Genomic DNA, 6,193 nt, shown 5'->3' with positions numbered 1-6,193 from the left:
CACCCCGAGCAACCCCGCCCGCGACGGCGACCCGGCCCGCGGAGGCCGTGACGGTGACCCGGCCCGTGACGGGAATCCCGCCCGCGACGGCGGCCCCATCCGGGACGGTGACCGTGACGGGAGCCCCGCCCGCCGGTGTGACCACGACCCCATGCTCGGCCGCGTCCCCGATCGAGACCCTGACCGTGACGGCCACGATGACCCAGGGCGTGGTCGTGACGATCGCGCTGGGCGTGATCGTGGGCATGACCGCGGCCGTGGTCGTGGCGATGACCCTGGGCGTGACCGGGGCCCGCACCCTGGGCTGGGCCTCGGGATCGATCTGGACCTCGATCGCATGGCGGTGGTCGGCCATTCGGCCGGCGCGCAGCTGGCGCTGCGGGCGGTGGCCGACGGGGCGCGGGCCGCGCTGGCAGTGTCGCTCGCGGGCGTGCTGGACCTGGTCGAGGGAGACCGGCGGTGGCTCAGTTCCGGTGCCGTCGCCGCCGCCGTGGGCGGCCCCTCCACCGCTCGCGGAGAACGGCCGTCCGGAGGCGCGGACGCCTACGGAGCCGGGTCGCCCCTGCTCAGGGTGCCGATCGGTGTGCCCCAGCTCATCGTCCAGGGCGCCGCCGACGACCTGGACCTGATCGACTTCGGCCGCCGGCACGCCCAGGCCGCAGAGCGGGCCGGTGACGACGTGACGTACCTGGAACTGCCCGGCGACCACTTCGACGTCATCACTCCCACCACCTCGATCTGGCGGGCTGCGGCTGAGGCCATCACCGCGGCCCTCGCCTGAGAGCGGCGCGGCGAGGCCGCCACCCGCCCGCAGGGCACGATCCGGTCACCGCCTAGCATGTCCAGGTGATCGTCGGAGAGGTGCTCGGACTGCTCGGCGTCGGTGTGGTGGCCGGCGTGGTGAGCACGGTCGTGAGCCTCGCGTCGATCGTCTCCTATCCGGCGCTGCTGGCGTTCGGCCTGCCCCCGCTGACCGCGAACGTCACCAACACCGTCGCCCTGGTCTTCACCGGCATCGGCGCCGCGGCGGGCTCGCGGCCCGAGCTGGCCGGTGAGGGCGGCCGGATGCTCCGGCTCGGCCCGGTGGCCGCGATCGGCGGCGCGACGGGCGCGTTCCTGCTGCTGGTGACCCCGGCCGAGACGTTCGAGCTGATCGCGCCGTGGCTGATCGCGATGGCCTCGCTGCTGCTGGCCCGCCCGCCGTCCGCCCGGGCGCACGGCGAGCACGGGCTGACGGCGCGGGTGGGGCTGTTCGCCGTGACGATCTATGTCGGCTACTTCGGCGCGGCCGGAGGTTTGATGGTGTTCGCCGTGCTGGCGGCCACGTTCGCGCAGCCCGCGGCCAAGCTCAACGCGATGAAGAACGTGCTGTCCGGGCTGGCGAACGCGGTGGCGGCGCTCGGGTTCGCGCTGTTCGGCCCGGTGGACTGGGGTGCGGCGGCGCCGCTGGCGGCCGGGTTCCTGCTCGGCGGATGGACCGGCCCCAAGATCGCCCGCAGGATGCCGGGCTCCGGCCTGCGTTACCTGGCGGCGGCCTGCGGGCTGGCAGTGGCGATCAAGCTGGGCTGGGATTCGTACGTGGCCTGACCGGGACGCCCGCCCGTTCCTTGACGAGCGCGGCGAACCTGCCGGTGACCCGGCGCCAGATCGGCGTGGACACCGGCTCGTCCGCCACCGCCCGCTCGTAGATCTCGCCGGGGTCGTACCCTTCTGCACGCCACTCCCGGATGCGCGCGGGCGTCACCTCCGGGTGGAACTGCACGCCCCACGCCCGCTCGCCCACCCGGAACGCCTGGTACGGGCACGCCGCCGTCTCGGCCAGGTGCACGGCCCCCTCGGGCAGCCCGGTGACGGCGTCCTTGTGATGCTCGACGGCGGGCACCACCGGGGGCAGGCCGTGGAAGAGCGGGTCGGTGGCGGCCTCGGGCCGGATCGTGACCGGGACGCTGCCGTTCTCGGGCGCCCCGGTGTCGCCGGTCACCACGCCTCCCGCCACCTCGGCGATGAGCTGGCCGCCCAGGCAGATCCCGAAGAACGGCACGCCGTCCGCCAGCGCCTGGGCCGCCAGCCGCCGCGTGCCGGCCAGCCACGGCGCCCTGTCGTCCTCGCTGGGCAGGTAGCCCCCGCCCAGCACGATCATGGCGTCGTGCTCCAGGCGGCCGGGCAGGGGAGCGCCGTCGTGGGCGAGCACGACGTCCAGCTTCAGCCCGGCGTCCTCGAGCCACCCGCCCACGCGGCCGGGGCCGCCGCTGAGGCTGTTCTGGACGATCAGGACATCACCCATCGTGGGCCTCCGCTGGGGTTCGCGAACATGGGGCGGAACGGGCCCGGCGCCGGTGCGCCGCGGGCGGGCGCGGAAGACGACGGGCCAGGGTCGGGGGCGGGGATGCGGGGGTCACGGCAGGTTCGCGGCCCTGGCGGTGTGGCGGAGCAGGAGGGCGGTCGTCACCGGCCCCACGCCGCCGGGCACCGGGGTGAGCGCGCCCGCCACGCCCGCGACCTCGTCGGAGGCGACGTCGCCGGTCAGCCCGCCGTCCTCGGTGGGGTTGGTGCCGACGTCGATCACCACCGCGCCGGGCGCGACGTGCGCGGCGCCGACCAACCCGGCCCGGCCCGCCGCGGCGACCAGCACCTCGGCCGTGGAGGTGACGGAGGCCAGGTCGCGGGTGCGCGAGTGGCAGACGGTGACGGTGGCGTTCCGGTCGAGCAGCAGGTGCGCCAGCGGCTTGCCCACCACGGTCGAACGGCCGACCACCACGGTACGCCGCCCCTCCAGCTCCACCTCGTAGTGGTCGAGCAGCGCCATCACGGCGGCGGCCGTGGCGGGCGGGAACGCGGGCAGCCCCGCCGCCAGCCGGCCGAGCGAGAGCGGGTTGGCGCCGTCGACGTCCTTGCGCGGGTCGATCGCGCCGGCCAGCTCCTGCGCCGATGCGCCCTCGGGCAGGGGCGTCTGCAGCATCACGGCGTGTACGTTGGCGTCGGCGCTGAGCCGGGCCAGCGTCTCGCCGATCTGGTCGGGGGTCGCGCCGGGGCCCAGGTCGACCAGGTCGCAGGCGATGCCCACGCCGGCGGCGGCCTTGGCGATCGAGCGGACGTACCACAGGCTCGCCTCGTCGGCCGTGGCCACCACCACGGCCAGGCGCGGTTGCCGGCCGGCGGCCGCCTCGGCCTGCGTCTGGGCGCGGATGGCGGCGGCCAGTTCCTTGCCCGGCAACGTCTTCACGGGTTGATCTCCTCGCGTACGGAGGCGGCCACCGCGTCGGCTCTGGCGATGGTCGCGTCGACGCCGGACAGGCGGCCGGTCAGCTCCTGGCGTGCCCGCTCGTCCTCGATGCCGCCCAGGTTGACCTCGACGTTCACCCTGGCGGTGGAGAGCGCGGCGCGCGCGGCGTCCGCGGCGGCGGCCACGTCGGTGACGAGGTTGCGGTTGGCGATGGGCAGCAGCAGCTCGCACAGCTCGACGACGCGCGTGGCCGTCTCGGTCACGCGGGCGGGCGGCTCGGCGGCGGCGGCCAGCGCCCTGGCGATGGCGGCGCTGCGCTCCTCGCCCTTGGGCAGGCGGTAGGCGTCGGTGACCGCGGTGAAGGCCGCGGCGTCCTCCTCGGCCAGCTTCAGCGCCTGTCCCCGCAGGGTGTCGGTCTCGGCGATCACCCCGGTGACGGTGCCGGCGTGGCCGGCGTACTTCTCGCCGGTGGTGTAGCGGGCCACCATGCCGAGCAGCGCGGCGGCCTGCGCCGCGTGCAGGGCCGCGGTCGCGCCGCCGCCGGGCGCGGGCACCCTGTCGGCCAGCTCGGCCAGGAAGTCGACGATCTTTGAGTCGCGCATGGCGGCATTCTGCCAGGCCCCGCCTGGCTCATTCGCGGAACATCGGCCGCGTGGCGTCCCCGGGGCCGCTCTGCGAAGGGTAGGCGGGTCCGCCCTGCTGCGGGTACGGCGCCTGGGCGGGGCCGTACCCGTGACCGTATTCGGGGCCGTACTCGAGGTGGTGGTCGGGAGGCGGCGGGCGGTGGGTGGCCCGCCACCTCGACGGGAACAGGGAGGCGACCAGCACCGTGATGCCGAGGAAGAGCAGCAGGCACGAGTACGCCAGGGTCTGGTAGCCGATCCCGACGACGTCGGGCAGCCACTGGTTCGGCAGGAGCCGCTGACGGGTGACCATCTCCAGGACGGGCAGCACGCCCAGCGCGGTGAACATGAGGCCGCCGAGCAGCGACGCCACCGGCGACAGGCGGGAGCCGACCAGGAAGGCGAGCAGGATCGCCGACACGGCGATGACGGCCAGCCCGAGCCAGGAGAGCTCGAACGCGATCCTCGAACGCGTCGTGAATTCGCCGACTCCGAACGACAGTCCGGCGGCGATCAGCGGAGGCAGGAGCAGCCCGGCGACCACTCCGAGAGCATGACGGGCACCGTTTGACATATTAAAACCCCGTTTGTTCGGCTCTGTCCCAAGCTACCGTGCGAGGTTCGTCCGCGTGAGGGGCCCCGTGGTCCCTCCCTTGGACGTTCCTGCGAAATCGCTGTGAAGCCCGCCGGCGGCCGTTGCCCGCCTCCGCGCGCGCGGGCATCGTGGGCCGCATGAGATCCGCGATCCTGAAGACCGCACTCAGCGCCCTGGCCGTCCTCCTCGTGGGTAGCGTCCCCGCGCAGGCCACGGGCAAGCCCAGCACGTTCGACCTGCCCGACGGGTTCCAGCCCGAGGGCATCGCGATCGGGCCGGGCCCGTACGCCTACTTCGGCTCCCGCGCGACCGGTGACATCTACCGGGCCGACCTGCGTACCGGGAAGGGGGCCGTCGTCAGCAAGGGGCCGGGCACGCCGTCGCTCGGTCTCAAGACGGACGGGCGGCGGCTGTTCGTGGCCGGTGGGACGGGCGGCGACGCCCGGGTGATCGACCTGCGCACGGGCAAGGTGATCAGGTCGTACACGCTGGCCACCGGCGAGTCGTTCGTCAACGACGTCATCCTCACCCGCGGCGCCGCCTACTTCACCGACTCCACCAACCCGGTGCTCTACAAGCTGGAGCTGGGGCGCGGCGGTGCGCTGCCCGCCAAGGCCGTCAAGATCCCGCTCAAGGGCGACATCCAGTACGGCACCGGCATCAACGCCAACGGCATCGCCCCCAGCCCTGACCACAGGTCACTGCTGATCGTCCAGTCGAACACCGGTAAGCTGTTCGAGGCCGACCCGTCCTCCGGCGCGACCACAGAGGTGGACCTGGACGGCGAGGCGCTCACCAACGGCGACGGCCTGCTCCTGTCGGGCCGCACCCTGTACGCCGTGCTCAACCGGCTCAACGCGGTCGCCGCCATCGAACTGGCCCGCGACGCCTCGTCCGGCAAGCTCGTCAAGCGGCTGACCGACCCCCGCTTCGACGTGCCCACGACGGTCGCCGCCTACGGCCACCGGCTTTACCTGCCCAACGCCCGCTTCACCACGACGCCGACACCGGAGACGCCCTACACGGTGGTCGCCGTCAGACGCTGAGAGGGGCCGCGGGGACGTGGCGGGTCCGCGCTCCCGCGGCCGTCAGCGCACCTCGCCGTTCGCCGGGCGCAGGGCCGCGAGCTGCTGCTCGAACGGGACGACCTCCTCGGCGTCGTTCCGCCGGGGCGCGCGGTGCTCCATGAGCCCGGCCAGCTCGCCCGCCGCGCGGGCGACGCGCTCGCCGAGTCCGTCGGTGAAGGCGTCGCCACCGCCGCCCCAGTCCTCCGACGCCGCGTAGACGGCCGTCGGGACGACGATCGCGCGCAGGTAGGCGAACAGCGGCCGCAGGGCGTGCTCCAGCGCCAGCGAGTGGCGGGCGGTGCCGCCGGTGGCCGCGATGAGCACGGGCTTGCCCTCCAGCGCGGCGTTGTCGACCACGTCGAAGAAGCTCTTGAACAGGCCGCTGTACGAGCCGCTGAAGATCGGCGTGACCGCGATGAGCCCGTCGGCCTCCGTCACCTCCTCGATCGCCGCCCGGAGCCGGGCGTTGGGGAAGCCGGCCACGAAGGCGCCGGCGACGTCCACGGCCAGCTCGCGCAGCTCGATCACGCGTACGTCCACCGGCTCCTCCCGCTCCAGCCGCCGGCGCGCCGCCTCGGCGAGGCGGTCGGCGAGCAGGCGGGTGGAGGAGGGCTGCGTCAGGCCGGCCGTGACGATGGCGAGCTTCATGTGCGTCGGTCCTTCCAGGTGTCCTGCGGGTGGGGCG

9 protein-coding genes are annotated in these 6,193 nt (G+C 74.3%); 3 read left to right on the top strand and 6 right to left on the bottom strand.

Going from position 1 to position 6,193, the window contains the following annotated elements; all coding sequences use genetic code 11:
- A partial coding sequence (locus E1292_RS49000; protein ID WP_220447442.1) for a hypothetical protein occupies positions 1-355 on the bottom strand: 355 nt, incomplete at its 3' end.
- Between E1292_RS49000 and E1292_RS48995 the strand changes: the two genes are divergently transcribed.
- Together E1292_RS48995 and E1292_RS48990 are read left to right on the top strand one after the other, a co-directional pair.
- Positions 338-781 (top strand): alpha/beta hydrolase family protein, encoded by a 444-nt coding sequence (locus E1292_RS48995; RefSeq protein WP_132606656.1) that lies wholly within the window; start codon positions 338-340, stop codon positions 779-781. The genes E1292_RS49000 and E1292_RS48995 overlap by 18 nt on opposite strands.
- Before the next feature lie 65 nt (positions 782-846).
- A complete protein-coding gene (locus E1292_RS48990; RefSeq protein ID WP_246091001.1) occupies positions 847-1,587 on the top strand; it encodes a sulfite exporter TauE/SafE family protein in 741 nt (246 codons plus the stop codon).
- Here E1292_RS48990 and E1292_RS48985 read toward each other — a convergent pair.
- The 4 genes from E1292_RS48985 to E1292_RS48970 all read right to left on the bottom strand — a co-directional run bounded on the left by E1292_RS48985 (position 1,556) and on the right by E1292_RS48970 (position 4,420).
- Positions 1,556-2,284 (bottom strand): type 1 glutamine amidotransferase, encoded by a 729-nt coding sequence (locus E1292_RS48985; RefSeq protein ID WP_132606655.1) that lies wholly within the window; start codon positions 2,282-2,284, stop codon positions 1,556-1,558. The genes E1292_RS48990 and E1292_RS48985 overlap by 32 nt on opposite strands.
- Positions 2,285-2,395: 111 nt before the next feature.
- Complete coding sequence (locus E1292_RS48980; RefSeq protein WP_132606654.1) at positions 2,396-3,223, bottom strand: bifunctional 5,10-methylenetetrahydrofolate dehydrogenase/5,10-methenyltetrahydrofolate cyclohydrolase; 828 nt, start codon at positions 3,221-3,223, stop codon at positions 2,396-2,398.
- Positions 3,220-3,825: a cyclodeaminase/cyclohydrolase family protein gene (locus E1292_RS48975; RefSeq protein ID WP_132606653.1), complete on the bottom strand. Its 606-nt coding sequence runs from the start codon at positions 3,823-3,825 to the stop codon at positions 3,220-3,222. The genes E1292_RS48980 and E1292_RS48975 overlap by 4 nt, the downstream gene beginning before the upstream one ends.
- Before the next feature lie 28 nt (positions 3,826-3,853).
- Complete coding sequence (locus E1292_RS48970) at positions 3,854-4,420, bottom strand: ABC transporter permease family protein (protein WP_132606652.1); 567 nt, start codon at positions 4,418-4,420, stop codon at positions 3,854-3,856.
- 158 nt (positions 4,421-4,578) lie between these two features.
- Here E1292_RS48970 and E1292_RS48965 point away from each other — a divergent pair, with 158 nt between their 5' ends.
- Positions 4,579-5,487: an NHL repeat-containing protein gene (locus E1292_RS48965; protein ID WP_181958420.1), complete on the top strand. Its 909-nt coding sequence runs from the start codon at positions 4,579-4,581 to the stop codon at positions 5,485-5,487.
- 42 nt (positions 5,488-5,529) lie between these two features.
- On the opposite strand, the gene E1292_RS48960 is transcribed toward E1292_RS48965, so the two are convergent.
- Complete coding sequence (locus E1292_RS48960; protein ID WP_132606651.1) at positions 5,530-6,156, bottom strand: FMN reductase; 627 nt, start codon at positions 6,154-6,156, stop codon at positions 5,530-5,532.
- Between the last annotated feature and the right edge of the window lie 37 nt (positions 6,157-6,193).

Source organism: Nonomuraea deserti (genome assembly GCF_004348685.1).
GTDB lineage: Bacteria > Actinomycetota > Actinomycetes > Streptosporangiales > Streptosporangiaceae > Nonomuraea > Nonomuraea deserti.
This window is presented reverse-complemented; position numbering and strand designations above follow the sequence as displayed.

Bases quoted from the DNA above. Each gene is read 5' to 3' on its own strand.
- E1292_RS48995 (WP_132606656.1), top strand. From the start codon at position 338: ATGGCGGTGGTCGGCCATTCGGCCGGCGCGCAGCTGGCGCTGCGGGCG.
- E1292_RS48985 (WP_132606655.1), bottom strand. From the start codon at position 2,284: ATGGGTGATGTCCTGATCGTCCAGAACAGCCTCAGCGGCGGCCCCGGC.
- E1292_RS48975 (WP_132606653.1), bottom strand. From the start codon at position 3,825: ATGCGCGACTCAAAGATCGTCGACTTCCTGGCCGAGCTGGCCGACAGG.
- E1292_RS48970 (WP_132606652.1), bottom strand. From the start codon at position 4,420: ATGTCAAACGGTGCCCGTCATGCTCTCGGAGTGGTCGCCGGGCTGCTC.
- E1292_RS48965 (WP_181958420.1), top strand. From the start codon at position 4,579: ATGAGATCCGCGATCCTGAAGACCGCACTCAGCGCCCTGGCCGTCCTC.
- E1292_RS48960 (WP_132606651.1), bottom strand. From the start codon at position 6,156: ATGAAGCTCGCCATCGTCACGGCCGGCCTGACGCAGCCCTCCTCCACC.